The following is a 25,776-nucleotide window of genomic DNA, read 5'->3' as shown; positions in this document are numbered from 1 at the left end:
ATGACCCCTGCAGAATTTATCCAGAAATGGCGCGCCGTTGACCTGAAAGAGCGTACGGCTTCCCAGTCGCACTTTAACGACATTTGCCGCCTGCTCGACATCGAAGACCCGATCACCGCCGACCCCAAGGGCGAATGGTTCACCTTTGAAAAGGGCGCTTCCAAAACCGGCGGGGGCGAGGGCTGGGCAGATGTCTGGCGCAAGGAATGCTTCGCCTGGGAATACAAGGGCAAGAAGAAGGACCTCGACCGCGCATTCGCCCAATTGCAGCAATATGCCATCGCGCTCGACAATCCGCCGCTGCTGATCGTCAGTGACATGGACCGCTTCCGCATCCACACCAACTGGACGAACACGGTGCAGGAGGTCCACGAATTCGCGCTGGATGATCTGCTCGATGGCGCCACCCGCGATCTCCTGCGCAATTGCTTCCTCGATCCTGAACGGCTGAAGCCAGCAAAGACGCGCCAGATGCTGACCGAAGAGGCGGCAGAGGAATTCTCCCAGCTTGCCCAACGTCTGCGCGCGCGCGGACATGAGGCCCATGCCGTCGCCCACTTTGTCAATCGGCTCGTCTTCTGCATGTTCGCCGAGGACGTTGGCCTGCTGCCCGACCACATGTTCACTGCCATGCTCAAGGCCAGCGTCGGGAAGCCGGATAGCTTCGCAACCAACGCAGCCATCCTGTTCGGGGCAATGAAGACCGGCGGACTGGTCGGCTTCACTAGAGTCGAATGGTTCAATGGGGGCCTGTTCGATGAAGACAGCGCCTTGCCCCTCGAACGCGCCGATATCGACAACCTGATTGCCGCCGCCGCTCTGGACTGGTCGGAGATTGATCCGTCAATCCTCGGCACGTTGTTTGAGCGTGGGCTGGACCCTGACAAGCGCAGCCAGTTGGGTGCGCATTACACCGATCGCGACAAGATCATGCAGATTGTCGAGCCGGTCATCATTCGCCCGCTAATGGCGGAATGGGATGTGGTTCGGGCAAAGATCGAGGAAGCGTTGGCCAAGGCCGAAAAAGCCACTGGCGGCGCGAGGACGCGGGCAGAGACCGAGGCCAAGCGCCATCAGGCTGAGTGGCACGAACGGCTCCGAAATTTCCGCGTCCTTGATCCCGCCTGCGGATCGGGCAATTTTCTCTATCTCTCTTTGCTGGCGCTCAAGGATATCGAGCATCGCACGAACCTTGAGGCCGAAGCGCTCTCACCGGCGCTTGCTGCACGCTTTCCCTCAAGCGGGCCGGAAAACGTCATGGGAATTGAAATCAATCCCTACGCTGCAGAACTAGCACGAGTCTCGGTCTGGATTGGAGAAATCCAGTGGATGCGCCGCAATGGGTTTGAGGCCGCCAAAAACCCGATCCTTCGCAGCCTTGGGAACATCGAGTGCAGAGATGCGATCTTGGCACCCGATGGGGCGGAAACACAATGGCCGGATGCAAATGCAATTGTCGGCAATCCACCTTTCCTAGGCGCAAAGCTTATGAAGCGTCTGCTGGGCGTGAAAGAGACGGAAGAAATTCGGGCTGCATTTGAAGGGCGATTGCCCGGTTTCACCGACCTTGCCTGTTACTGGTTTGAGAAGGCGAGAGAGAAAATTTCCGAAGGGCGCTGTGAGCGAGCGGGCTTGGTTGCCACGAACTCCATCCGAAAGAATACGAACCTTCCAGTCATGAAGCGCATTCTAAATGACTCGCGGATTTTCGAGGCGTGGAGCGAAGAGAAATGGACCATCGATGGCGCGGCAGTCGACGTATCGCTCGTTTGTTTTGGTGACAGTGGGCAGGCAGCCTATCTCAACGGCCAGGAGGTCGATTCAATCAACCCGGATTTGACCACTGGACTAAATCTAACATTGGCGCGTGCGGTACCCGAGAACAGGAATGGTGCCTATCTTGGGATCCAGAAGAGTGGTCCTTTCGACGTTCCGGGAGGGATGGCGAGAGTATGGTTGGCTGAGCCTACAAACCCCAATGGTTTGCCTAACAGCGAGATATTGAAGCCATACTGGAACGGAGATGATGTAACCGGGCGTCCAAGGGATTTTTGGCTCATCGATCTACCGCTCGGCCTTAGCGAAGCAGACGCATCCGCATTCGCGAGCCCGTTCGAACACATCCGAACAACCAATGACGAGGACGGAAAGACAATTGCAGAGCTTCGCGCGGAGCTTGGCGATCGGGCGGGCCCACGATGGTGGGAACCCCATTGGCCACGTCCAGAAATGCGGGCAAAGATCCATGCGGTTGATCGATATCTCGTCACGCCAGAAACTGCTCAGTATCGGATCTTCGTATGGCTCCAACTGCCGATACTGCCAGACAAGAACTTGATCGTAATCCCGCGTGATGACGATACGACCTTTGGTATTTTGCAGTGCCGGTTCCATGAGCTCTGGGCGCTGCGGAAGGGTTCTGACCTCCAAGACCGTCCAAGGTATACTCATACCTCGGTATTCGCGACCTTCCCTTTCCCGGTAGGACTTACGCCCGATGTCCCGACCGCCGATTATGCCGATGATCCGCGAGCGCAAGCCATCGCAACAGCCGCGTCCCGGCTCAATGAAATGCGCGAGAACTGGCTCAATCCGCCAGACTTGGTCGAGCGCGTCCCCGAAGTGGTTGAAGGCTATCCCGACCGCATCCTGCCAAAGGACGAGGCCGCCGCGAGAGAGCTGAAGAAGCGCACCCTCACCAACCTCTACAATGCCCGCCCCGCATGGCTGGACCACGCCCACCGCGCGCTCGATGAAGCGGTTGCCGAAGCCTACGGCTGGGGCGACGACTACCGCGCCGGTTTGCTGACCGACGACGAGATTCTGGCGCGCCTGTTCCGGCTCAATCAGGAAAGGGCGAACGGCTGATGCACGCTCCAGTCGCACCCGAAATCAATCGCCTGATTGACCTGATCGACTACGTCGAAGCCACCGAGCGCGACAAGCTGAAGACCGTGCTGGATTATCAGGACCACAAGGCCTTCCGGAAAACCGGCGCTGAGCTTCAAGGGTTGCCCGGCGTCGCGCTCGACGTGGGCCGTGATGACGATCCGATATGGTTGCGTGTCGACCGGTTGCCAAAGAAGGCGCCGCCAGCCCCGGAGGACGCTGAGCTATCGGTCTGGTTGACCTATCGCGACGATCCAAAAAGCGAGCCGCGACTAAAGAGCGAAGTCGCAGGAGCCGTCCTTGTTGAGGCTGGCTTGATCGCGGCCGAAGATGCTCCCGAGCATGTTTCGTTCGAGCACTTTGCCGAGCGCGAGGAGGTCGAACTCCTTTTCGAGTATTGGCTGAAAAATGCCTGGGCGAGTTGGGTCGAGACCGAGACGCCTCGCCGCGCGACAATCGCGCTCTATAATGCGCTGTTCATGCTGCGCCAGCAACTCGAAGGCGTTAGCGATATCCCGCTTGAGCTTACGTGCGGCATCGGCTTCGCTACGCTGTTTCGTGACGGCAAGCGATTGCGGTACCCCTTGCTGACTGTAGCGCAGGAAATCAGCCTGAATGAGTTGACCCATGCAATTGAGGTGAGGCCTCGCATGGAAGCCGATCCTGGCCTCGAACTGGATGCTCTGGACAAGATGGGGCTGGGTGCGCTCGATCAATGGCGCTCTGCCACCGAGAAGTTTCTTGACGAACTGGAGGAAGAGAGCCTGTCTCCATTCGCCTCGGAGACGTTTGCGCCGCCGCTTCGCCAAGCCGCTGCCTTGCTCGACCCTGACGCTGTGTACCTTCCCGATCAGGATCCACCGCAGTCCGGGATCATCCCTTCGGTCGAACCACAGTTCCGCATTGGCGATGCCTTTGCATTCTTCCAGCGAGAGCGTCGTGCCACGCAGTTGATGGAAGATTTGCGCCGGTTCCGCTCACTTCTTGAAGACGGGGAAGAGGCGCCGGAGCTGCCGAGCGCAGTGGCCTCCCTGCTTGTTGAGCCCGCCGATGCGGTGAGCGAAGAGGAATACCCCGAGTTTCGCGGCATCTCCAGCATTCCCGGTGTAACGACCTCGACAGGTGAAGGGAAGGATCTGTTCTTTCCTTTGCCTTTCAACCGAGAACAGGTCGAAGTGGTGCAGCGCCTGGAAGTGCGCCCTGGTGTAGTTGTTCAAGGGCCGCCGGGGACTGGCAAGACACACACCATTGCAAATATCATTAGCCACTACCTTGCCCTCGGTAAGCGCGTCCTGGTCACATCGCAAAAGGCGCCCGCACTGAAGGTTTTGCGAGACAAACTACCGGAAGCGGTGCGTCCGCTCGCGGTGAGCCTGCTCGAAAGCGATCGGGACGGTCTCAAACAGTTTCAGGAATCCGTCGATATCATCGCCGAAAAGCTCCAACGCCTGCGGCGCCACGAGTTGCAGGACGAGATCGATGATCTCGACGAGCAGATTGACAGGCTGCACCGGCAACTGGCGCTGATCGATACAGAGGTCGACAAGATTGGTCGCGCGGCAATTTCGCCAATCACGCTGGATGGCGACACTTACGAACCAATTCGCGCCGCCCGGCTGGTCGCAGCCTCGCCGGAACTAACAGCTTGGATGCCGGATGATCTCGATGTGTCTTCATCCTGCGATCCAGCGTTTTCCGATTCCGACATCGCCGAACTCAGGACGGCTCGGAGGGTCGTAGGCGACGACCTCGTCTATATAAACGCGCGTCTTCCGGACCTTGAACGCCTTCCCACAGTTGAAGCGCTCCTAAATGCGCACAAGGATCTGTCGAAAGCTGAGCAGATCCGGGAAAGGATTAGCAGGGGTGAACTTCCGGCTTTGCGCGAAGATCGAGACGACACTGTTTCGCGTCTGCGGGACCTCACGGCCAAATTGAAGTCGCTGTCTGCCGAAGAGCAACGGGTGGCAGGAGCGCCCTATCCTTGGACCAATGAGTTGCTTCAATGCATTGGAGAGGCCGAGCCAGACAACCGACTGAGTGCCTTCGAAAGCTTACGTGAAGAGGCTTTACGGCTCGGCACCGAGTATCAATATTTCCTGACCAGGCCGGTATTCGTACCGGAGGAAGCGCTGATCGATCCCAAGTTCCTTGCTGCCATCGAAAGGGAGGCCGACGGCAAACCTGCATTGGGTCTTGTTAGCGGGATTTTCGCGGCAAAACTCAAAGCTCAATTGGGTGAAGTCACCGTGCTCGGTGAGCATGCCTCAGGTGCCGAAGCATGGAGCGACGTGCAGCGATTTGTGGCTGCACGAGCCTCAGTTCGGCGTTTTCAGGCGGCTTGGAGCAACGTGGTGGCCGGCGGAATTGGCGATCAGCTAGAGGGGCAAGAGTTAGGCTTGGCGCAACTCGCAAGGCGCCAGTTCGATCACATAGACGCTGCCAATGCATTGATCGCAAGCCGCCAAGAAATCCGGTCTATCGTCGATGCCATTTTTGTCTCGTTTTCAGCCCTGCGGGATGGAGATCAGCAAGCAATCAGCCATCTGCTCGATGCCGTTGACGCACACCTCTTACGATATCGATTGGCCGACGCTGAGAGCTTGCGCACTTCGCTCCGTTCAGAGTTGGATTCTTGTGAATACGAAGTCAGCACGGAGCTTCGAGCCCTAGCGGTAACGCGTTTGGGAAGCCCGGAAGTCTCAATCGATACCCTTTCTGAAGCGTGGACCTCTCTCATAACGCGCCTGCGAGAGATCAAAGCGAAATGCGACGCTTTTGAAAAGATTGCTGCGGTGACAGATCTCATCGAGATGTCTGGCGCCCGACGATGGGCGCGGCGTCTAAGGTCAAATCCGGTCAATGGTGTCGAAGATGAGCTCTTGCCTGGCGATTGGGAGAACCGGTGGCGTCTCCGCCGCTTAGAGCGCTGGCTGGATGCCAACGACAAGCATCATCGGCTCAGGGAACTTGGCTATGATCGCAATGAGAAGGAGACACTGCTCAAGCGAGCATACGAACGTTCGATAGAGCTGCGCACATGGCTTGAGCTTAGCAAGAAGGCTAGCGACGGGGTCAAGGCGGCACTCGCCGCTTATGCCGATGCCGTTCGAAGGATCGGGCGGGGCACCGGGAAACGTGCAGGCCGATACCGACGCCAAGCACGTGAGGCATCTGATCGCGCAAAAGGTGCTTTGCCATGCTGGATCATGCCGCACTACCGGGTTTCAGAATCGCTTCCCGCAGACTTGGGGCTGTTCGATCTCGTTATTGTTGACGAAGCATCTCAGTCGACGGTGGCGGCACTGCCAGCTCTTCTCCGAGCCAAGACCATCCTCATTGTTGGCGACGATAAGCAGGTGAGTCCCGACCTTGTAGGGCGCGATCAAGCGAGAGCGGATGAACTAGCGGTTCGACATCTTTCAGGGCAAGTTCCTGACTACCGTGCTTCTCTTCGCGAAGAGCAATCGTTGTATGATCTGGGTAAGGTTGTTTTCGCCGGTGGGGCGATCATGCTCACCGAACATTTCCGTTGTGTCGCGCCCATCATCGAATTTTCTAAGGCGCAGTTCTACAATCACCGCCTGAACCCGCTTCGGCTACCCACTGCCTCGGAACGGCTTGATCCTCCGCTAATCGACGTTCGGATCGAGGACGGCTATCGTCAGGGAGACATAAATCCTCCTGAAGCAGCCTACATCGTCGAAGAGATCGAGAGAATCACGTCCGATCCTATGATGGCAAAGAGGACGATCGGCGTAACAACCCTGTTAGGTCAAAAACAGGCAGCTCACATTTATAGCCTCATTGAGCAAAAACTGGGACCTGAGGTGATTGAGCAGCATCACCTCCGCGTTGGTGACCCAACCGCATTCCAAGGCGATGAACGAGACATCATGTTCATTTCCCTTGTGGCACAGACTGGCGACAGCGCGTTGTCCGGAGTGCGATTTGAGCAACGCTTCAATGTCGCCCTCTCGAGGGCATGTGACCGGACCTATCTGGTGCGCTCAATTGATGTGGAGGCCTTGCGCCATTCCGATCAGCTAAGGCGCGCGCTGCTGGATCATTTCCGTATGCCGTTTCCCTCTGATGGTCAGGAGGCCAAGGATCGGCGAGAAAAATGTGAGTCCGATTTTGAGCGCGAGATGTATGATTTGTTGGTCGAGAGAGGGTACAGGGTCGACACCCAAGTCAAGGTAGGGGACTTTAGGATCGACCTCGTCGTCGAGGGCGAGAATGACCGGCGTGTCGCCATTGAATGCGACGGCGATAGATATCACGGCCCTGATCGCTGGGCCGCCGACATGAACCGGCAGCGTATTTTGGAAAGAGCTGGTTGGACGGTCTGGAGATGCTTCGCATCTCGTTTCGTCAGGGACCAAGGACAAGTCCTGGAGGAACTGGTCGGATTCTTATCCGAGCGTGGCATTCAGCCAGTTGGCGGTTTCGACGAGTGGACAAGTCGACATGTTGAGCAACGTACCTGGCGTACTACTGACGCAGCTGGAGGTGACGACGCAGAGCAAACTTTCGCGCCTGATGAAACCGCTGACACTAGTGACGGTAACCAGGCCACCACGAATGATGAAGCTGCTCAGCATTCGCCTGCTGAGGACGAGGATCGCAACTCGACCAGGGTCACTGAAGGCCAAGTTCAGGCGGAGATTTTGCAGTTGATGTCGGATGGACAGGTCTGGAGCAACGCCCAGCTGAAGCGGACGTTGCCTGACCACCTTCCACTGTCACCTGCAGACCGCGAAACTGCTGCATTCAGGCCGCACGAAGAGAAATGGGAGGAGCTTGTTAATAACGCACTTTCTCCATCGCGCGGCAACTCGCTCCATTCGCGCGGGTTGGTGGAAAGCCGAGGAAGGGGGCTTCACCAGCTTGCCACCTCGCCTGGTCAAGATGAGCCGCAGACCTCGAATGATCGGTCCGTGGAATCGCCTGGAGCGGTTTATCGTTTGCCCCTTCACGAGGTGGGGCAAGAGTACCAGTTTTCCGAGTTGTCAGTGCCCGAAGGCGATGGCGATCAGATTTATGAAGATGGCTATCAACGACGGCTGGAATCAATCGTCGGGGAAGTCATCGAACTCGAAGGACCTGTCTACCTAGACTTAGTTGTCGAGCGGGTCGCCCGCGCGCACGGGAAGCAAAAGGCGGGAAGGATAATTCAGGAGAGGGTCGTTGCTGCGGTACCAGCCGAATGCCGACGGTCGCACGATGGGGATCGCCTTGTCCTTTTTTCCAAGCATTCGAGCCCGGAGACCATCGTACCCCTAAGGCCCTCAAGATCCGACTGGAGATCGCACCGGGATATCCCATTGATTGAGTTGGCGAGTTTGGCGCTACCCGGAATCCGTTCGAAGAAATCAGACGAAGATATTCTCGCGCATTTCTCCAAAGCGTTCAAATTGGCTCGGCTCCGACAGCCGACGAGGCTCAGATTCGAAGAGGCAATTGCGATTGCGAGATCGGCAGTAGAGGCTGAGGTATGATTGTTTCAGGCATACGACGCTCCTGCGCCGCGCGGGCGCGGAAATCCTTCGGAAATGCGTTCGAAAATCCTTCAGAATGCACTGCCGAAATGACTGGTCACGTGGGGCCGTTACGGGAAATTTGATGGCACACCGTACCCGGAGATCCGGTGTTTGGGATGCGAGGATTTCTGCGGGTTTCGCAGCCATTTGACCATCTGTCGCCAAGTATTGTCATCTGATGTCACTTCTCGATCCGCAACTCACATGTGAGTTGCTCGGATCTAAGCTATTAATTTGAAATCGAAAATTAGCGTTTTCCTACAGGGTGGTCGCTGCCGTAGACTGATGTCAGTCGAGAGGGGTCATTGGGCCGAGGAGGGGCGGCCAAACGTCAGGTGACGCCGTGCGGTTTGCCCTTCAATGCTATGTCGACGAAGACCTTCACGCCCTTGTAAAAGCCGCTGCTGATGCAGCGCATATGAGCGTCAGCCAATGGCTGAAGCTCACCGTCATCGAGGCGCTCGAGCAGCCCCAGGACGAGGCGTTCCGCGATCAGGTTCTGGCCGATCTGCTCTTCACCAAGATCGCCCTCGATGGCTGGCTCCGAACCCACAAGGATAAGGAGCTGCGGGACCGGGTTGTGGTCGCTTACCAACGACGCATTCGCGAATATCGCGAGCGCAAAGCCGCGAAGCGCGAGGGGCGCTGAGCGATGCTTTCGGTTGCCAATGTGCGCTCGGCTGGCGGTGCGGCCAACTACTTCGCCAACGACAATTACTACACCAAGGCAGACGCTGATCGGTCCGGAATCTGGGTCGGCAAAGGTGCGGAGCTGCTGGGTCTTTCAGGCGCGGTCGATGGCAAGGCGTTCGAGGCAATACTGCGCGGGGAACTGCCCACTGGCGAACGGATCGGGCACCAGGGACAGTACCATCGGGCGGGGACCGATCTGACCTTTTCACTGCCAAAGAGCTGGTCGCTTCTGGCACTCGTCGGCAAGGATCAGCGGATCATTGACGCGTACCGTTCGGCGGTCGTCGAAACCCTCCAATGGGCGGAGAAAAATGCGGCCCAGTTTCGCACCGAGAAGGGTGGCAAAGAACGGCTGCATGCAAGCGACAACCTGACTGTCGCGCTGTTCCAGCACGACACCAACCGCAATCAGGAACCGAACCTGCACTTTCATGCCGTCGTCGCCAATATGACGCAGGACAAGGATGGCAAGTGGAGGGCGCTCCGCAATGACAAGCTGTGGCAGCACAATACCTTGCTCAACGCCATGACGATGGCGCGCTTCCGGATCGAGGTAGAGAAGCTTGGCTACCGGATCGGCGCATTCGGAAAGCACGGCAACTTCGAAGCCAAGGGCATCGACCGTGATGCGGTGATGGCCTTCTCGACGCGGCGGCAGGAGGTGCTCGAAGCCCGACGCGGCGGCGGGCTTGAGGCGGGCGTCGTGGCGACGCTGGCGACACGGCAGGCCAAACAAAGCGATGTGGATCGCGGTGCCTTGATGGCTCAATGGGAGGGGCAGGCCTGGGATCAGGGGCTCGACCTTGAAGGCATGGTGCGCGACGCCAAGCTGCGTTCGCACGAGCTGGCTGTTGCGGCTGCCAAGCGGGCAAATGATCGCCCCACTTTACTTGAACGGGGCAAGGCAATGATCGCCAGCGTCGCCGAGCGAATGGGCATCAAGGAGGGCGATCCGCTCATCCCTAAGCGGATCCATCTGAAAGGCCGGGAAAAAATTGCGACGGCTCACGCGGTTGCATCGGCGGTGCGGCATTTGTCCGAACGAGAATCCGCCTTTACGGCAACTGATCTTGCCAAAGCTGCGCTCGATTTCGGCTTGCCGACAACGATGAAGTCAGTCGAAAAGCGCATCGGTCAACTTGCGCAACAAGGTGCGCTGCTGCGTGGGCGTGGCACGCAGAAGGGGTGGCTGACCACATCCAATGCATTGGCGCTGGAGACCCGCATGTTGGCCGAGATCGAGAAGGGAAAAGGCGCAGTTCGTCCGATCCTCAACGCGGACACTGCCGGGCCATATCTGCAAGCGTCGGCAGCCATCAACTACGGCATGAAATTGAATACCGGTCAGGAAGCAGCAGGCCGGTTGATCCTGTCTTCGACCAATCGCGTGGTAGCCGTCCAAGGTGTGGCAGGGGCCGGCAAATCAACCGTGCTGCGGCCACTAAATCAGCTTCTGGAAGAACACGGCAAAAGGGTGGTCGGCTTGGGTGTTCAGAATACTCTGGTCCGCATGCTGGAAAAGGATACCGGCATTCCGTCGATGACATTGCACCGTTTTCTCGGGCAGAATCGTAAGCTGCTTGATGGCTCGGCAGGTAAAGCCGAGATAGCCGCTGCGCGCGAGGAATTTCGCGACACTGTTCTTGTTCTCGATGAAGCCTCAATGGTCTCTACCCGCGAACAGGACCGCCTGATCCGGCTTGCCAATCTGCTCAAGCTTGATCGCCTCGTCCTCATGGGCGACGAAAAGCAGCTGGGGGCTGTCGAAGCGGGGAAGCCCTTCGCTCTGGCGCAGCGCGCTGGGACCGAAACGGCGCGCATGGATCACAATCTTCGTGCGCGCTCAGATACATTGAAGAGGGCGCAGCAGGCGGCCCAGTCAGGCAAAACCAGCGATGCACTCGAACATCTCAAGGATCATATCGTCGAGGTCCAGGAAGACAGTGCAATCGTTGCGGCGGAACGTTGGCTGTCCCTTCCGCCTGCCGAGCGCGAACGCACGTCGATCTTTGCGGCAGGTCGTCGTCTGCGCTCTGAGATAAATGCCGCGGTTCAAACCGGGCTCGCCGCCAATGGCGAAATCGGACCGGCGAGCGCACGGCTTACAGTTCTGTCCCGTGTGAACGCGACCCGCGAGGAATTGCGCTACGCGCGCAACTATCAACCGGGAATGGTGCTTGAAGTGGCAAGCCGCCAATCGCGGCATGATCTCGGACGAGGAAGCCATGAGGTCGCCGCCGTCGATACCGAAAAGGGTGTTGTTACGCTTCGCGATGAGCGAGGGCACTTGCGCCGCTTCGTGCCAGCGAAATTGTCGTCGAAGGGCAGCGACCAAACATTGCAGCTGTTCGAGAAGAAGGATCTCGATCTCTATACCGGGGACGCCATCCGTTGGACGGCGAGCGACCATAAACGCGGATTGATAAATGCCGACAGGGCAATAGTGACCGCGATCAACCAGGACGGCGTGACGGTCACGAGCTCCAGCGGCATGGAGCATAAACTGAAGCCGAACGACCCGATGCTGAAGCGGATCGACCTCGCCTATGCGCTCAACGCCCATATGGCGCAGGGCCTCACAGCAGATAAGGGCATTGCCGTGCTCGACAGCCGCGAGCGGCGCCTGCTCTCGCAGAGCAACTTCCTTGTCACGATCACACGTCTGCGAGACGAGCTCACGCTGATTGTCGACAACCGGGACAAGGTTGGGCGAGGGATTGCGACCAATCTGGGCGAGAAGACATCAGCCGCTGAAATCACCGAGCGACTTGGCCTAGCGGCAGCCAAGGGACAGCGCGCGGGTCAGATCCAAGCGGCCAACCAGGAACCGAAGGTCGAACGAGATAAGGAACCTGAGCTGACCAAGGAGCGGATCAAGCCGTTCGAGATTGGCTTGTAGCGAAAGGGCATGAAATGGGCCGGAAGCGGAAAGGCAGCTTTTATATCTTTGAGCGGATTAAGCGGACAGCGACTGCTGACCGAATCGCAAGCCGGTGCATTAGAGAATGGTCTGGAGAAACCCCTCTTGGCATAGACTTTTGCCGTCGTTGAAACGCCCCTGCAGGACAGCCAACACGGAGCCGAGAGCCACAAACTAAATCGGTTTACTATTTAGCGCGCCTTTCCTACCATCCGGAGATGGCGAGAGAAACCTTTACGATTGAGGGCGCAGGCGCGATTTCTCTTACAGCCGAGGCTGAGGGGGATGCCTACGCTAAACCCGTCCTTCTTGCGCACGGCGGCGGGCAGACACGGCGCGCGTGGAGAAGGGTGGTCAGCGAGCTGGCTCAAGCCGGCTTTCGCGCAATCGCCTTCGACATGCGCGGTCACGGAGACAGCGATTGGTCGCCATGCGGAGCTTATGAAATGCGCGACTTCGCGGCGGATCTGGTCGCTGCAGCGTCGCGCCTGGACCAGAAGCCAGCGCTGGTCGGCGCTTCACTGGGCGGGCTCGCTGGACTGATTGCCGCAGGGGAGCTTGCTCCAGGTAGCTTTGCTTCACTCACATTGGTCGACATTGCCCCGCGCATGGAGCCCAGCGGTGTGATGCGCGTGGTTGGTTTCATGGAAGAGCATGTCGATAGCGGCTTCGCCTCACCAGAGGAGGCGGCCGACGTGATCGCTCGCTACATGCCGCATCGTCCCAAGCGGGGCGCGAGCGATGGTCTGAAAAACTATCTGCGGCAGAAGTCGGATGGGCGCTTCTATTGGCACTGGGACCCAGTGTTTATCCGTAATATAATGGCGGCCAGACAAGGCGACCCAGACAACCAGGAACGTCAATCGGCAATGCTGAGCCAAGCTGCGGCGAAACTCACGCTTCCGCTTCACCTCATCCGAGGCGCCTCTAGCGATCTTGTTTCCGAAGAGGCCGTTTTGCATCTGCGGCAACTCGCCCCCCATGCAGAATACACGGACATCGCCGATGCCACGCATATGGTCGTGGGCGATGCGAACGACGCCTTTTCCGCCGCTATCGTCGATTTCCTAGGGCGCCATCACTCATCCGATACGACTCACCCACATGGGACGAGGGAGCTATGATCGATCGAGAGCGCTTGCAGGAAATGCTGCATATCGCGCCGTTTCACCGATGGCTTGGGCTGGAGATTGCGACATGCTCCGACCAAGGAATCGCGATCACCATGCCATGGCGCGAAGAGATCGTGTCGAACCCTATGATTGGGTCGGCGCATGGAGGGATCCTGGCTTCACTGGTCGACCTCACCGGGCTTTATACTCTGCTTGCCGGGGGCGTCGCGGCGAGAGCGACGGCCGATCTGCATGTCGATTACCACCGTCCTGCAACCTCAGGACCTCTCACTGCTCACGGACAGATCGTGAAGGTCGGGCGACAGATTTCGGTGGCGGAAACCCGGGTTCTCGAGCCCGACGAAAAGTTGGTCGCCAGCGGCAGGGGCGCCTACTTCTCGTCAACCGGATCACTTGATCAGCGCGGCGGGACTATTGATCTCGAACAGGCTCTTGCCACCCAAGGCCCAGCGACTTCTGCAGCGCGATCCACGCCAGCGTAAGGGCACCTTTTGCCCGGACGAGGTCTGCTGAGGCCTGCTGCTGTTCTCGCAGGGCCCGGTTGAGGTCAGCCTTCGAGATCGCTCCTGCGGCAAAACGTTGGCGGTTCAGGTCCGCCGCGCCGTCAGCCTGCTTCTTGATTTGCATACTGGCAGCGAGCGCCACACGCTGCTGGCCGAAGCGAGCCAAGGCACGTTCGGCGTCTTGCAGTGCCAGAAGCACCGTCTGCTGGTAATTGGCGACTGCTTCGTTGCGCGCCGCCCCGGCTTGGTCGATCGCAGCGTCTACCCTGCCGAAATCCAGAAAATTCCACTGGAGGCGCGGGATCGCGAGTGCGGAGAAATCGCCGACATCGACAACGTCGTCCAACGAGGATCCGCCGAGGCCCAGGATCCCCGTGAAGGACAATTTCGGGAACCGCGCCGCCTCGGCCACCCCGATCCGCGCCGTCGACGCGGCAAGAGACCGTTCGGCCGCCCTTATGTCAGGCCGACGCGCCACCAGGCTTGCCGGATCGCCGATCGCGACCTGCTCTGGCGGCATGGGAATGGAATGCGCAGTCGTGAGCGCTGCATCAACTGATCCCGGCACCTGTCCGGTCAGTATAGCGAGTGCATCAGACAGGACTGCGATATCCGCTTCAGCTTCGGCAAGTTGTGACTTGAGCATCTCCAGTTCGGCATTCGCGGTGCCTACCGGGAAAAGCGGCAATGCACCGCGCTGATAGCGTTGGTATGTCAGCGCCAGGATCTCTTCCTGCAACGAAGTCTGCGCCTCAAATTGCTCTGCGCGGAATTGGGCCTCCCGCAAATTGACGTAGGTGCTGGCCACTTGGGCAGTCAACTGGACCTTTGCGTCCTCTGCATTGGCCACCGTTGCAGCAGCTTGGGCATTGCTGGCTTCAATGCGCCTGCGCGAGCCACCGGCGAACTCCAGCTCCCAGTTGGCGTTAAGGCCCACATTGAAAAAGCTGAGCGAGTCATCGATTTCTGCGTCGGAATTGGTTTGCTCTGACGGGGGGGGCGCCCCGCCTTGAATGTCGAGACCAGGAAGCCGGCCCTGCACGGTGCTGGCCTGTGCCCCAAGCGATGGCATTCGACCCGCACGGTCTTGCCTGATGGATTCCCGTGCCTGGGCAATGCGCGCCTGCGCTGCGGCGAGCGAAGGGTTGCCGGACAGCGCAGCCTCCACCAGCCGCGTCAACTCGGGATCGCCGAGCAGCAGCCACCATTGAGCGACAACCGGATCAGATGCGCTCACATCACTGCCAGCGCGCACAAAGCGAGTGCCCGTGTCTGCTGACACAACTTCCGGGGGGCCTGCATAATCGGGCCCTGCCGTGCATCCAGCTAGCAAGGCGATAGTGATAATCGGAGGTAGCAAGTGGCGCATAATCTCGGGCTCAGTGCATCGAAAGGGAGACATTTTCCGGAAGCGGCTTGAGGAACAGAACAAGCGGGACCGTCGCGAGTGTGAGAAGTCCCATCACCAGAAAGACATCATTGTAGGTCATGATGAACGCTTCGCGCTGGAGAGTGCCGCCGAGTGCCGCCATCGCCCGTTCCATATCGCCCAAGCTTCGCGCCAGTCCGTCGAGATAGGTCTGCAGCGAAACGCTGTTCGCATTCAGCGTTTCTTCCATGCGCCTCGTATGGTGCCAAATTCGCTGGTCCTGGAACGAAGCGAGGGCCGAGAGGGCGAATGATCCGCCAAGATTGCGGGCCGCGTTGAAAATGCCCGAGGCATCGCCCGCGTCTTCCTTGGCCACCGACGCAACCGTTGCCTGATTCAGGAACATCATCGCAAGTATCATTCCGGCCCCGCGGATAAGCTGACTTTCAGTGAAGACAGCGCCGCCGGATTCGGCGGTCAGACTCGTGCTGACAAAGCAGCTGATCGCCATCAGCAGCATTCCGGTGCCGACGGCAATGCGGATGTCCACCTTGCGGATCATCAGGGGCAGAACCGGCATCAGGAGAAAGGCCGGGACACCCATCCAGAAGATGACCAGTCCCGTCTGAAAAGCATTATAGTCAGAGATGATCGCCAGAAACTGCGGAATGACATAGGTCGAACCATACATCACCATGCCCAGGGCGAGCGCCATGATCGCGACGCTGGCGAACTGTCGATTGAACAGGAGCTGCAACTTCAAGACTGGCTTGCGTGCCTTCACCTGTCCGTAAATCAAACAGGCAAAGCCGATAATGGTCACCACCGTTAGCCAGCGAATGAGTGAGGACTCGAACCATTCCTCACGGTGCCCTTCCTCGAGTACAACAGTCAGACCGCCCAGTCCGAGGATCAGCCCGAGAATGCCAGCCCAATCGGCGTCCGTGAGATATTCCCATTTGGGCTTTTCGTGAGGCAGCCCGATAAACAGCAAGAGCAGCAGGATTGCGCAGACTGGCACATTGACGAAAAAGGCATAGTGCCAGCTCAGGTTCTCGGTCAGCCAGCCGCCGATCAATGGCCCCATCACGGGGCCAAGAACCACAGTCATGCCGAACAGGGCCATTCCGATTGGCTGTTGGTGCGGCGGTAATCGTTTAGCCACAATAGTCATTGCGGTCGGAATGAGGACTCCGCCCGTGAATCCCTGACCCGTTCGGCCGATGATCATGGTCGTAAGGTCGGTTGCAATCCCGCATAGCACCGAAAATGCGGTGAACGCGCTAACCGCGATGATGAGGAGGGTTCGCAGACCGAACAGCCGTTCGAGCCAAGCGCTCAGCGGAATGACGACGATTTCAGCAACGAGAAATGACGTAGCAATCCAGGTGCCTTCGGCGCCTGTGGCACCGATCTCGCCCTGAATGACGGGGAGTGCGGAATTGACGATTGATATGTCCAGCGTCGCGAGCATGGCGCCAAGCGCGCCCGCGGCCACAGCGACCCAGGCAGTCACGTCTGCGTTCTTTCGGCCCCCGGCCGGCCCGATCGAAGTGTCCTGCGCTGCCAGTATCTCGGTCATTGAGTCCGACTCGAGATCTCTTCCAATTCGCCGGCAGCATTCCGGGTGTCGACCGTAGCCACTACCGACATGCCGGGAACGAGCAGACGCCGCACTTCAGGGGGAGCATCGATACCGATGCGGACGGGTATCCGTTGAACGATCTTGGTAAAGTTGCCGGTGGCATTTTCGGGGGGGAGGATGGAAAATTCCGCGCCCGTTCCCGGCGATATGCTGACCACTCGTCCCGCGATCTCAAGGTCGGGTAGGGCGTCAACTTCGAGCCTGACGCTTTGGCCGGCCCGGATCAGGCCGACCTGCGTTTCCTTGAAGTTTGCCGTCACGTAGATCGCCCTCACCGGAACCACCGTCATCAAACGTTGACCCGGTTGCACGAACTGGCCCACCCTCACCGAGAGATCGCCGACGCGTCCGGCCTTGCTGGCGCGCAGCAAGGTCGATTCAACCGTAAGGTCGGCTGTTTCCAGCTGAGCGCGAGCAGCGTCCGCCTGCGCCTGGGTCTGGTTGATCTGCTCGAACAGGGTCCCTCGGCGCGCGGTCGCGGCAGCCACCGCCGCCTGCGCGGCGACGAGTTCGGCCCGCGCTTGCCGCGCCTGCGCCTCATACTGGTCTAGCTTTTCCCGCGGTTCGGCTCCTGTCGCGGCAAGGGGCCGATATCGCGCCACCTGGTCGTTCGCGAGGTCCAGTGCTGCGCGCGCGGCGGCGAGTTGGCCCCGCGCCTGGCGAATGGCTGCATCCTGTTCGGCTACCTGAGAACGGATTGTGTCGGCACCGGCCAGGGTCGCAGCGATCTGTGCGCGCGCCTGTTGCGCTTGCGCCTGATAATCCCGCAGATCCAGTTGTACGAGGGCTCCGCCGCGAGCAACCTGCTCGTTCTCCCCCACGAAGACCTCTTCGACGTATCCCGCTACCTTGGAAGAGATAACGACGCTGTCGGCAGCGACATAGGCGTTATCGGTCGTCTGCATGTACTGTCCGTAGGTTACGTGCCGGTAGTACCACCAGATCCCGCCAAGCAGCACGGCAAGACCAACGATGATTAGCACGATGCGCAAGCCACGCCGCGATTGCGGTTTCGTTGGGGTTGTGCCCTCCTGCTCCGGTTGGTTGGAGTTATCGGTCATCTGACTCTTTCGGCAGCCTCAGTAAAAGGTGAACGCGTCTCGCGCCCTATGAGCCGTGAGTCAGATAGTAAAGGCATTTAGCAGTTTGCATTTGGGCATCCGAGGCTATCCGACTACACAGCGCTATGGATGAAAAACCAGATACCATGTCACGGTCTCAGCGTCGGCAGAAGGTCATCACCGATGATGACCGCATTCTCTATCTTATGGACGAGATCAGTCGCGGCGCGCGCAGAGTGTACGATGCGAGGGTCGCCAGGATCGGTCTCAATCAGACACAGTGGAGGATCATCGGACAACTTCTTCGCGATCCTGCCCTTACGCAGGCTGAAATCGCCAAGAAACTGGAACTGGAATCGGCGACCATCGGCCAGGCGGTTGCAGGTCTTTGCGCACGCGGGCTGATGAAAAGGCTTCGAGCTGAGACGGATCGGCGAGCGTGGCAGCTCATCCTCACGGAGCAGCTTGACGATCTGCTGCCCGAACTGAGAGGCTCCGCGGATAGGCTTCATGGTCTGCTTTGGCGCGACATTGCCGCCGACGAGAAGCAAACGTTGCAGCAGATTCTTGCAAGGGTATCGGAAAATCTGGACCAACTCCGGGCCGAGGCTGAGTAAAATCATGGCATCGCCCCCGGAAAAGCCTATCAGCAGCATCGCTCGCGCCGCGGAGATCGGCCAAATCCTAATGAGGCACGGCGCGAAGAATCTCGCCGGAGCCCTCGGATTTATTCCCTCTTCGAGCAATGTCATCGATCCTCGCGAATTTCGTCCGGCTGCAGTTGTGGCGTTCCTCCGTGACATCGGGCCAGTCGGCATAAAGCTGGGGCAACTCCTCGCCACCCGAAGCGATCTGTTTACCGAACACTGGATCACGGCATTCTCAACCCTGCACGATCAGGTGTCGTCAGTGCCCTTCGCAGATATCGAGCCCGTACTTGCTTCAAGCTGGGGTGAGGACTGGCGGAGCGACTTTGCGCAGTTCGACGAAAAGCCTTTGGCCTCTGCCTCCATAGCGCAAACCTATTCCGCCAGACTGCGGGACGGAAGCGAGGTCATCGTGAAGGTTCGGCGGCCAGGCACTGCCGCTCGGATGGAGGCTGATGTGCGCCTCCTTATACGCCTTGCCGGGATCGTGGAAGCACGGTCGCCGGATATCGCGCGTTACCGGCCAGTCGAGTTTCTGCGGACCTTCGGCCGCAATCTTGCCTGGGAGATGGACCTCGCTGCGGAATCCCGAGCCTGCGAGCGGATCGGCGCATATCTCGATACCATCGGCGTCAGGACCCCGGCCATCCATTGGGAACTGACCGGGCTGCGGGTGAACGTTCAGGAACGCCTGTACGGCAGGCCCGCGTCTTCGCTGGGCAGCCCATCGGGCGACCCGCGGGTGGCGGCTTTCGCTAAAAGCTATGCCAACGCTGTCCTGCGGATGATCATTCTAAACGGCGAATTTCACGGCGACCCCCATCCCGGCAATGTTTTCCTGATCGGCGAGCAGGATGTCGGCTTCATCGACTTCGGATCGGTCGGGACGCTCACCAAGGCCAGGCGCGACGAGATCGTCCGCCTCGTGCTTGCGATTGCTGGTGAGGAAACCAGCGATGTCGCGGATGTCCTGCTCGCATGGGCGGGGGAGCCGAAGGTGGATCGCGATGCGCTCGCGGTGGATCTGGATCAGTTGATTGGAGAGTTCAGGGGGACCGTGCTATCTGGCATCGAGTTCTCGCAGATTTTTTCCCGCGTTTTCGATCTGTTGCGGGATTATCGACTGGTTCTGCCACCTGATCTGGCCATTCTTCTGCGTACCTTGTTGACTGCAGAGGGCTTCGTCCGATCGCTGGCACCGGACTACAACATCGCCGAAGAGACCCGGCCGATCATGACGGAGCTTCTCGCCGAGCGGTTCTCGCTCGGCAGCGCTCGGTCGGGTTTGAAGAGACTTCGCGGTCAGCTGCTGGGTTTGTCGGCGTCCTTGCCCGACATACTTGCCACTGCGAACTCGATCGCAAAGTCAGGATATGTGCCGGTTCAGCTCGATCCGCTCAGTATCGAGCAGCTCGCTGGACTTCGCAATGAGCGTCAGTCCTTGAAAGGCCCTCTAGCTGCCGCATTGATCATAGCTAGCGCGTTGCTTGTCGATCAATCCTGGCTTCTGGCTGGCGGCGCGCTTGTGATTGCTGGGGTGGTGCTCATCCGAAAGTCATAATGAAGGAGCAACTTAATTCGTGCACGGTCACGATACGGCAAAGCCGAACTTAACGAGGATTTCATGCGCCTCACTTCAGCGACCAAGACGCATCGCGAAGAAAATTTTTCGACCTATTGCGATTGAAGGCTTATTTTCCTCAATCAGACGAAACTTTGGAACAGCAGCTTTCAGGTTTGTCCTCGCCTGACTTTATGGCTGCTATTAGGGCGCAAAGCCGTCGTGCCCACGAGAGCGCTTCTTTATCTTCCGACGCAGAAGTCTGACCATTCGCGCATCAGCTCACGCCGCTTGTCCAAATAGTTGGTACGGCGATAGGCCGCTTCCACTTTGTTGCTGACCGAGTGCGCTAGCGCCGCTTCCGCCACTTCGCCGGGGTAGCTTGTCTTCTCGGCGGCCCAATCTCGGAACGCAGATCGAAAGCCGTGCACCGTGAAGGCTAGCTTCGCGTAACGCAGGATCTTGAGCAGCGTCATGTCGGACATCGGGCGCAAGACATTGCGACCCGGGAAGACCAGATTGCTGCATTCAGCGTAGTAAGGTCTGGCACGTTCGAGCACGTCGATTGCCGCATCGGTCAGCGGGACCACATGTTCCTTGCCGACCTTCATACGCTCCGCTGGGACAGTCCAGAGTTTTGCGTCCAGATTGATCTCCGCCCATTTAGCACCCCGCACTTCGCCCGATCGAGAGGCAGTCAGGATCAGGAACTCAAGCCCGAGCCGTGCGACACTCGTTCGCTTGTGCAGATGCTTCAAGAAAGTTGGGACATCCTCATAGGGCATCGCAGCGAAATGGCCGTCCTGCTTGGGCTGCCGTGGCAGCGCACGACTCAGCGAGCGCATCGGCGCTTCGGTCGCGCGCATTCCGTTTGCATAGGCCCAATCGAGCACAACGCCGATCCGTTGCTTTACGCGGCGAGCTGTCTCTGGCTTTTCCAGCCAGATGTCGAGGAGCACTTCTCGGATGAGTGGGCCCTCGATGTCATTTACGAGCCGGTCGCCGAGCTTGGGAAAAGCATAGGTTTCGAGTGTATTGATCCACTGATCCTGATGCTTCCCGTTTTTCCAGGCCGCCTTTTGCTCGGAGTGGACCTTCTCGGCAGCGGCCTTGAACGTGAGGATTTCGATTTTCTGGCGCTTGCGCTCTTCGATCGGATCAATGCCTCGCTGAATATCGCGGCGCATGTCGATCGCGAGTTCGCGGGCTTCAGCCAATGTAACTAAGTCTAGTGGCCCTAGGCCGATGTCCCTTCGGCGCCCGTTTATGGTCGCGCGCAGCACCCAATACCCCTTTTTTGGGGCGGTGAGCAGCAGCGATAGGCCATCGCCATCCATGTAGCGGCCCGGTTTAGTGAGAGCTCGAATCTGAGCAGCGGAAAGTTTTCCCATAGCCATCCATCCTGGTTCTCTTCCCACATCTGCTCCCACAATAGTGGGTAGAAAGTGTGGGAAGGGTTAGAACAAAATAAGAACTAGAGATTCCGATGCAAGTCCGAAAAACCTCAGAATTCTGCGGCTTTCAGGGACTTTCTGGGATATCTAGGGATGGTATAGGTGGCGGAGACGGAGGGATTCGAACCCTCGATACCCCGATAGAGGTATGGCTCCTTAGCAGGGAGCTGGTTTCAGCCACTCACCCACGTCTCCGCACTGCGCAGACGGGTCATCCCTCGGCTGCGAGACGCGCGCTATAATCGCGGGAAGTTAAGGCATCAACCCAAACCGTCAAAAAAGCGCGCAAGTCGCGAATCTGCTCGCTTCGCAGGCTGTGGGACTCGGTTCGCCGCATTTTCGATTCGGTTCACCGCCGCGCAATTGTGGTTCGCCCAGCTTGCGATTCTTCTGAAAGGTGCAGGGGTCCGTATCGGACCGGGAGAATTACGATGATCGGCCGGTTTGCCAGTTTTAAAACCACATTCGTTGCAGCCATTGGCGCGCTATCGCTCGCTTCGGTACCGCTTGCCGCACAGGAAGTCGAAAGCTTCGACCCCGATGCCGCCTTCACCGGTGCCATCGATGGCGACCTTGCTCCGGCAAACGATGCCGCGCCTGACGGGCAGAGCGTCCAGGCCGATGTCGACACCAGCGTGACATACAGCCAGACGCCGCCCGCCGATGCTCCCAGCGCTCCCCAGTGGAGCGACCCGGCGACGGCTGGCGCAGATGCAACCGTCGACGCAAGTGCCGAATCGAGCACTTATGGCGAGGACGACCTGATCGGCGCGGCCGAGGGCGTGTTCGGCAAGGGTGCCGAGGGCCTGGCGCGCATGATCGAAAAAATGCTGAAGGACCAGGGCGAGCCGAATGCCTACATCGTCGGGCGTGAAGCAAGCGGTGCCTTCATCGTCGGTGCCCGCTATGGTTCGGGCACGCTGCATCACAAGGTCGAAGGCGAGCGCAAGGTGTACTGGACCGGCCCGTCGATCGGCTTCGACGCCGGTGCCAATGCCGGCAACACCTTTGTCCTCGTGTACAATCTCTACGACAGCGAGGAGCTGTACGAGCGTTATCCGGCAGGCGAGGGTCAGGCCTATGTCATCGGCGGCCTCACCGCCAGCTACCTGCGCAAGGGCGACGTTGTGCTGATCCCGATCCGCATGGGCGCAGGTCTCAGGCTCGGCGTCAATGCAGGCTACATGAAGTTCAGCAAGAAGCAGCGCTGGTTGCCCTTCTGAAGGGCTGAAACCACGCCCGCATAGCCGGGCAAGACAGTTTATCAGGGCCGCAAGGGTATTTCCTGTTGCGGCCCTTACTTTGTCTGGGCAATGGAACGGCGTCATGCTCGAAAGACTCACCTCCCAGCCGCCCGACGCGCTCCTTGCGCTGATCAAGATGTATGCCGCCGACGAACGGCCGGACAAGGTCGACCTCGGGGTCGGCGTCTATCGAACGGGGCAGGGTGACACGCCGGTATTTGCAGCGGTCAAGCGAGCCGAGCAGAAGCTGGTCGATGAGCAGGATTCGAAGAGCTATCTCGGGCCCGAAGGCGACATGGGCTTCGTAGAAGCGCTCATGCCCTATATCTTCGGCAGCGATGCGACCATGGGCGGCCGCGTTCAGGGAATGCAGACGCCCGGTGGTACCGGGGCGGTCCGCCTCGCCGTTGCGCTGGCGCAGCGTGCCGGTATCGAGCGTATCCACATGGGCACGCCGAGCTGGCCGAACCACGCACAGATCCTGAGCGACATCGCGCTCGAGATGGTGCCGTTCTCGCATTCGAAGGCCGACGGCAGCGCCGACATCGAATCCCTGCTTGCAGCGATCAAGGGCGCGCAGCCCAATGACGCGGTGCTGCTGCATGGATCCTGCCATAACCCGACCGGGATCGATTACACGCCGGAAGAATGGGCTGCGATTGCCGATGCCTTTGCCCAGACGGGCGTCTTCCCGATCATCGACCTTGCCTACCAGGGCCTGGGCCACGGCATGGAAGAAGATGTCGTGGGCCTGCACAAGGTCCTGGCCGCCGTTCCGGAAGCTTTCGTCGCCTATAGCTGCGACAAGAACTTCGGCCTCTATCGTGACCGCGTCGGCGCTTTCTATGCGATGACGCGTACGCCCGATGACCTGGCAACCGTATTCTCCAACGCCAATGCGCTTGCCAGGGCCAGCTGGTCGATGCCGCCGGATCACGGCGGTGCGGTTGTCCGGCTGGTGCTGTGCGACCCCGAACTGACCGCTGTGTGGCAGGACGAGCTGACGCAGATGCGCGATCGCATGCGGCAGGTCCGTGCGCGCCTTGCCGAAGCGGGTGTGGCTGGCAGCGTGGACCTGCGCCCGCTTGCCGACCAGAATGGCCTTTTCGCCATGCTCTCCGTCACTCCCGACCAGGTGAAGCAGCTGCGCGAAGAGCACGCGATCTACATGGCCGGTTCCGGACGGATCAACATCGCCGGGCTTCACATGGGCAATATCGACAAGTTCATTGCTGCCCTGACCGCCGTTACCGGCTGAAGACCTGAGGATGGATCGGCAGCCTGTCCTCGAAGGAGAGCGCCTGCTGCTGAGGCCGCTCGAGCCTGCCGATTGGGACGCGCTCTACGCGATCGCATCGGATCCGCAGGTGTGGGAACAGCACCCCATGCACGATCGCTGGCGCGAGGACGTATTCCTCGCCTTCTTCGACGATGCGCTGGCCAAGGGCGGGGCGCTCGCCGTGATCGACAAGTCGAGCGATGCGATCATCGGTTCCTCGCGCTTCCAGCAATACGAGCCCGAGGACGGCGGTTCGGTAGAAATCGGCTGGACCTTCCTCGCCCCGCGATACTGGGGCAAGGGCATCAATCACGAGATGAAGCGGTTGATGCTCGCGCACGCTTTCGAGTTTGTCGAGCGGGTCGATTTCCGCGTCGGCGAGACCAACTGGCGTTCACGCCAGGCGCTGGAGAATATCGGGGCCGAGCGTACGCGCCGCACCGAACTGAGCCGGTATGATGGCAAGCGGGTGATCCATATCGTCTATGAAATCACCCGCGACAGCTTCGCCTCGGGGCCTCTTGCGGGCTAGAGTTTGGCGCTTTCGGCTGCCCGAATCTGGCCGTATTTCCGAAAAATTGACCTCCGAAATGGCGTAAATCCGCCATTGCGAAAAACGGTTCATCGCAACTCGCGCCCGAAACACCCCCGTAATCGGGGGTATGCGATCAGGTGTTAATCTGACAGAAAGGGCGCCCTCAACACTGCGCGAAATCCTCAATGCCCGGACGTGTCTGATTGCGTTCCACAAGGGCAAGATAAGAAGAATTGGATTTCCGATAGCCGGGTCCGCCGATGTTGGCGGGCTTCACTGGGTCGCAGTATTTCAGGGTCGGCCGTCGAATTTCGAAGGAGTGAAATTATGAAAGTCGTATCCAAGGGGCCGAGCGCCCTCATCATGACCGCCATGCTGGCCGCTTCCGTTGCAGGCGGCGTGTCGGCCCAGGAAGCCACTTCGCAGGAAGGCGAAGTCCTGACGACGGTCTATGGTTCGCCGCCGGCCGATCTCGAAGGTATGGCCGAAGGTCCCGCCGTCGAAGGCATGATCACTGCTCGCAGCGGCAACAAGGTGCAGGTCACCAGCGCGGACGGCACGAGCACCGTGTTTCTTCTGAGTGAAGGCACCAAGATCCGTTCGAGCGGCGGTTTCCTCGGCCTGAGCAAGGACAAGCTGACCGCTTCGGCGCTGCTCAACGGCCTTCCGGTCGAAGTCGATACCGTGCGCTGGGCCAATGGCCTGGTCGCGACCGACATCGCGCTGAAGTCGAAGGACCTCAAGACCGCTGCGATGATCAGCAACGGCACCAACCAGCGCTTCGTCGCCAACGAAACTGCGATCAACGCCAACGCTGCTGCTACCGAAGCGCTGCGTGGCCGCATGGGTGACATCGACAAGTACAACATCAAGGGCACGACCAACGTCTATTTCGACACCGGCAAGTGGAACCTGCAGGGTTCGGCCGAAAGCGAGCTGTGCGCAGCTGCTGCCGAAGCGGAAAGCATGGACAACGCCCTGCTGCTGGTGGTCGGTTACACCGACTCCGTGGGTGACGAGGACTACAACCAGGTCCTGAGCGAACGCCGCGCAGGAAAGGTCGTGAACTACCTGCAGCAGAAGTGCGGCTGGAAGCCGTGGCGCATGCTGACCCCGACCGGCATGGCCGAATCGGATCCGCTGGCGGACAATTCGACCGCCGAAGGCCGTCGCCAGAACCGCCGCGTTTCGGTCAACATCCTCGTCAGCAAGGCTGTCGACGAGGGCTGATCAGGCTCAAAAGCTGAAACGTCGAAGGGCGAGCCGCGAGGCTCGCCCTTTTTCGTCTTGTCCGCGACTG

The 25,776-nt window shown here is 59.3% G+C and carries 16 protein-coding genes and 1 tRNA gene; 11 read left to right on the top strand and 6 right to left on the bottom strand.

Annotation, left to right across the window (positions count from 1 at the left end; genetic code table 11):
* Positions 1 to 2,868 (top strand): class I SAM-dependent DNA methyltransferase, encoded by a 2,868-nt coding sequence (locus tag AMC99_RS10550; RefSeq protein ID WP_047822153.1) that lies wholly within the window; start codon positions 1 to 3, stop codon positions 2,866 to 2,868.
* A complete protein-coding gene (locus AMC99_RS10545; RefSeq protein WP_083440146.1) occupies positions 2,868 to 8,390 on the top strand; it encodes a DUF3320 domain-containing protein in 5,523 nt (1,840 codons plus the stop codon). The genes AMC99_RS10550 and AMC99_RS10545 overlap by 1 nt, the downstream gene beginning before the upstream one ends.
* A gap of 373 nt (positions 8,391 to 8,763) precedes the next feature.
* Here the strand turns inward: AMC99_RS10545 and AMC99_RS14010 are convergent, their stop codons facing one another.
* Positions 8,764 to 9,027, bottom strand: coding sequence for a hypothetical protein (locus AMC99_RS14010; protein WP_157058305.1), 264 nt, complete (start codon positions 9,025 to 9,027; stop codon positions 8,764 to 8,766).
* A 57-nt stretch (positions 9,028 to 9,084) separates the two neighbouring features.
* Here AMC99_RS14010 and mobF point away from each other — a divergent pair, with 57 nt between their 5' ends.
* From mobF to AMC99_RS13895, 3 genes are all read left to right on the top strand, one after another.
* A complete protein-coding gene (gene mobF, locus AMC99_RS10535; RefSeq protein WP_061926351.1) occupies positions 9,085 to 12,024 on the top strand; it encodes a MobF family relaxase in 2,940 nt (979 codons plus the stop codon).
* 239 nt (positions 12,025 to 12,263) lie between these two features.
* A complete protein-coding gene (locus AMC99_RS10530) occupies positions 12,264 to 13,169 on the top strand; it encodes an alpha/beta fold hydrolase (protein WP_038283498.1) in 906 nt (301 codons plus the stop codon).
* Positions 13,166 to 13,660, top strand: a complete 495-nt coding sequence (locus tag AMC99_RS13895; RefSeq protein WP_083440145.1) for a hotdog fold thioesterase — start codon at positions 13,166 to 13,168, stop codon at positions 13,658 to 13,660. The genes AMC99_RS10530 and AMC99_RS13895 overlap by 4 nt, the downstream gene beginning before the upstream one ends.
* On the opposite strand, the gene AMC99_RS10525 is transcribed toward AMC99_RS13895, so the two are convergent.
* From AMC99_RS10525 to AMC99_RS10515, 3 genes are all read right to left on the bottom strand, one after another.
* The gene (locus AMC99_RS10525) at positions 13,590 to 15,050 is read right to left on the bottom strand and encodes an efflux transporter outer membrane subunit (protein ID WP_083440144.1); all 1,461 of its coding nucleotides are present in this window, start codon (positions 15,048 to 15,050) and stop codon (positions 13,590 to 13,592) included. The two genes, AMC99_RS13895 and AMC99_RS10525, sit on opposite strands and share 71 nt — an antisense overlap.
* Before the next feature lie 10 nt (positions 15,051 to 15,060).
* Positions 15,061 to 16,524 carry an MDR family MFS transporter gene (locus AMC99_RS10520; protein ID WP_224199356.1) on the bottom strand — a complete coding sequence of 488 codons (1,464 nt, stop codon included), beginning with the start codon at positions 16,522 to 16,524 and terminating at the stop codon, positions 15,061 to 15,063.
* Between the two features lie 104 nt (positions 16,525 to 16,628).
* Positions 16,629 to 17,756 (bottom strand): HlyD family secretion protein, encoded by a 1,128-nt coding sequence (locus AMC99_RS10515; RefSeq protein ID WP_061926347.1) that lies wholly within the window; start codon positions 17,754 to 17,756, stop codon positions 16,629 to 16,631.
* A gap of 125 nt (positions 17,757 to 17,881) precedes the next feature.
* Here AMC99_RS10515 and AMC99_RS10510 point away from each other — a divergent pair, with 125 nt between their 5' ends.
* Together AMC99_RS10510 and AMC99_RS10505 are read left to right on the top strand one after the other, a co-directional pair.
* Positions 17,882 to 18,373: a MarR family winged helix-turn-helix transcriptional regulator gene (locus AMC99_RS10510; protein WP_066581776.1), complete on the top strand. Its 492-nt coding sequence runs from the start codon at positions 17,882 to 17,884 to the stop codon at positions 18,371 to 18,373.
* A 4-nt stretch (positions 18,374 to 18,377) separates the two neighbouring features.
* On the top strand, positions 18,378 to 19,964 hold the full coding sequence (locus AMC99_RS10505) for an ABC1 kinase family protein (RefSeq protein ID WP_061926343.1): 1,587 nt from the start codon (positions 18,378 to 18,380) through the stop codon (positions 19,962 to 19,964).
* Between the two features lie 242 nt (positions 19,965 to 20,206).
* Here the strand turns inward: AMC99_RS10505 and AMC99_RS10500 are convergent, their stop codons facing one another.
* A complete protein-coding gene (locus AMC99_RS10500; protein WP_061926341.1) occupies positions 20,207 to 21,355 on the bottom strand; it encodes a tyrosine-type recombinase/integrase in 1,149 nt (382 codons plus the stop codon).
* A gap of 166 nt (positions 21,356 to 21,521) precedes the next feature.
* Positions 21,522 to 21,613: transfer RNA gene (locus AMC99_RS10495), tRNA-Ser, on the bottom strand.
* Positions 21,614 to 21,849: 236 nt separating this feature from the next.
* Here AMC99_RS10495 and AMC99_RS10490 point away from each other — a divergent pair.
* From AMC99_RS10490 to AMC99_RS10475, 4 genes are all read left to right on the top strand, one after another.
* A complete protein-coding gene (locus AMC99_RS10490) occupies positions 21,850 to 22,641 on the top strand; it encodes a DUF1134 domain-containing protein (RefSeq protein ID WP_061926339.1) in 792 nt (263 codons plus the stop codon).
* A 103-nt stretch (positions 22,642 to 22,744) separates the two neighbouring features.
* A complete protein-coding gene (locus AMC99_RS10485; RefSeq protein WP_061926337.1) occupies positions 22,745 to 23,920 on the top strand; it encodes an amino acid aminotransferase in 1,176 nt (391 codons plus the stop codon).
* Between the two features lie 10 nt (positions 23,921 to 23,930).
* A complete protein-coding gene (locus AMC99_RS10480; RefSeq protein WP_061926335.1) occupies positions 23,931 to 24,473 on the top strand; it encodes a GNAT family N-acetyltransferase in 543 nt (180 codons plus the stop codon).
* A 330-nt stretch (positions 24,474 to 24,803) separates the two neighbouring features.
* Complete coding sequence (locus tag AMC99_RS10475) at positions 24,804 to 25,706, top strand: OmpA family protein (RefSeq protein ID WP_061926333.1); 903 nt, start codon at positions 24,804 to 24,806, stop codon at positions 25,704 to 25,706.
* The last annotated feature ends 70 nt before the right edge of the window (positions 25,707 to 25,776 follow it).

The sequence above is a fragment of the Altererythrobacter epoxidivorans genome (assembly GCF_001281485.1).
Taxonomy (GTDB): Bacteria; Pseudomonadota; Alphaproteobacteria; order Sphingomonadales; family Sphingomonadaceae; genus Erythrobacter; species Erythrobacter epoxidivorans.
This window is presented reverse-complemented; position numbering and strand designations above follow the sequence as displayed.